The organism is Azohydromonas lata NBRC 102462 (genome assembly GCF_001571085.1).
Lineage (GTDB): Bacteria > Pseudomonadota > Gammaproteobacteria > Burkholderiales > Burkholderiaceae_C > Azohydromonas > Azohydromonas lata.
Genome location: NZ_BCTC01000243.1, coordinates 1 through 2,156, shown reverse-complemented (window position 1 = coordinate 2,156; position 2,156 = coordinate 1). Strand labels below are relative to the sequence as shown.

General features: G+C 69.7%; 2 protein-coding genes. Both read right to left on the bottom strand.

Annotated elements, in window-relative coordinates:
- On the bottom strand, positions 1-734 hold a 734-nt coding region (locus tag ALA01S_RS30840), incomplete at its 3' end, for an efflux RND transporter periplasmic adaptor subunit (RefSeq protein WP_084268117.1).
- 19 nt (positions 735-753) lie between these two features.
- Positions 754-2,156: TolC family protein (locus ALA01S_RS30835; protein ID WP_157119430.1), on the bottom strand; the 1,403-nt coding region annotated here is incomplete at its 5' end.

Sequence of the window (2,156 nt, the reverse complement as noted above, 5' to 3'; positions counted from 1 at the left end):
GACTGGCTCACCGGGTCCACCCTGGCACCCATGCGCTGCACCTTGGCGGGATAGGTTTTCCCGGTCTCGTCGATGGCGACCTCGAATCTCGTGCCCGGCGCCACCCAGGCCAGCCATTTGGAGGGCACGATGAATTCCAGCTCCAGCACGGAGTCGTCCAGGATCTCCAGCAGGGCCTGCCCGGCCTGGACGTATTGCTGCTCGCGCACCTTCTGCTCGGCCACGCGGCCGGCGAAGGGCGCCGTGGCGGCGCACTTGCCCAGCACCGCCTGGTTGGAGGCGACCTCGGCGCGGTTCTTGGCGACCTCGGCCTCCGAGACGTCCAGCTCCACCTTGCCCACGGAGTTGAGCTCGGCCAGGCGCTTGTTGGCGCTCCAGGTCTTGTCGGCCGCGTCCAGGGCGGCCTTGGCCTTGTTGAGCTGCGCCTGCTGCAGCGTGCAGTCGAAGCCCACCAGCACCTGCCCGGCGTTGAAGCGCCCACCCTCGGCCACCGGCAGCCGGCTGACCTTGGCGCCTATCTCCGCAGCCAGCGTGGTGTAGCGGCGCGGCATGAGTTGGGCACGGATCTCGCGCTTGTCCAGCGACGGCGCAGTGCCTGCAGGGGGCGGCGCGGGCGCGGCGGCCACGGACGGCGGCGGCGCGGGCTTGACTGCATCGGCCGCGCAAACGGGCGCAACCAGCGCTGCCCCACCCAGAATCCCGAGCACGACCGCCCTGAGAGCACTGCACTTCATGAGGTACTTCCTTGCTTGGTTACTTGGCGGCGGGCGCGCTGTCCAGGGCGGCCGGCTCCAGAGAGGGCAGTGCCGTCAGTTCAGCTTCATCCCACTGCTTGAGCGAGGTCGACACCGACTGCGTCATCTGCGCCAGCGACACCTGCGGCCCCTGCTCCAGCGCGGGCTCCATGCCCAGCGAGGCCTGCAGCCGCCCGGCCGCGGCATGCGCCTGCGCCAGCGCCTGGTAGCGGCGCAACTGGCTCAGGATGGCGGCGGTCTGGTTGGAGACGCGGTCGAGCTTGGTCTGGGTCTGCGCCTGCTCGCGGCGGGCGACGTGGCTGGCGATGTCGGCATCGACCTTCCAGATCGTGTCCGAGCGCTCGAACTGCGCCAGTGCGTTGGCGTACTGCTGGCGCGCCACGTACACCTGCGTGAGCACGGCCATCTGCATGGCCATGCGGCGGTGGTTGGCCACGGCCACGCCGGCATCGGCCATGCGCATCTGCGCCGGGGCCGAGAGCACGCCCAGCAGGTTGAAGGACAGCTGCAGCCCGGTTTCGCGCCAGGTCTGGTTGATCAGGTACTCGTCGGTGCTGTGGTGCGGGCCCCAGCTGAAGGACAGGCCCGGGAAGAGCTTGAGCATGGCGCGCCGGGTTTCGTCGGCGGCAATGCGCGCGTTGTAGAACGACTCGCGCAGGTCCGCGTTGCGGGCGATGGCCAGCTCCTCCATCTGCTCCACCGGCGTGTCCAGCCAGCGCCGGCTCAGCGGCTGGGTGGGCTCGGCCACGCGGATGTCGCGTGCCAGCGGCAGGTTCACCAGCGAGGCCAGCTCGATGCGCGCCGTGGACAGCTCCTGGTCTATGGCTTCGAGCAGCCGCACGTTCTCCAGCAACTGGCGCTGGTAGCGCAGCGCATCCAGCGGGTTGCGCAGCCGCTCGGCCTCGGCCTTGCGCGAATCGTCCAGCGCCTCGGCGGCCTGGCTCAGCGTGGCGCGCACCTCGGCGGCAAGCTTCTGCGCGCTGGCCGCGCGCCAGAACGCGGTGCGCACGTCCTGCATCAGGATGTGCAGCGCCTTGCGCTTGCGCTCCTTGGCAATGAGCACGCGGTCGGCGTTCTGCTTGGTGGCGTAGTAGCTCTGGCCGAAGTCCAGCAGGCTCCAGGTGAAGCTGAGGTCCGTGCTCCAGGCCGAGCGGGCCGTGGAAACGAAAGGATCGGACGGCGAAAGCACCCCGGTCTTGAAGTTGCGGCTGCGGGTGATGAGCTCCTCGTCGCGATGCCGGTAGCCGGCATTGGCCATGAGGCGCGGCAGCATGTCGTACTGGCCGGCTTCGAGCTGGCCTTGCGCCAGCGCCTCGTCCAGCATGCGGGTGCGGCGATCCAGGTTGTACTGGACCGCGCGGGCCAGCGCCTCTTCCAGCGTCAGCATGCCTTGCAGCGGCT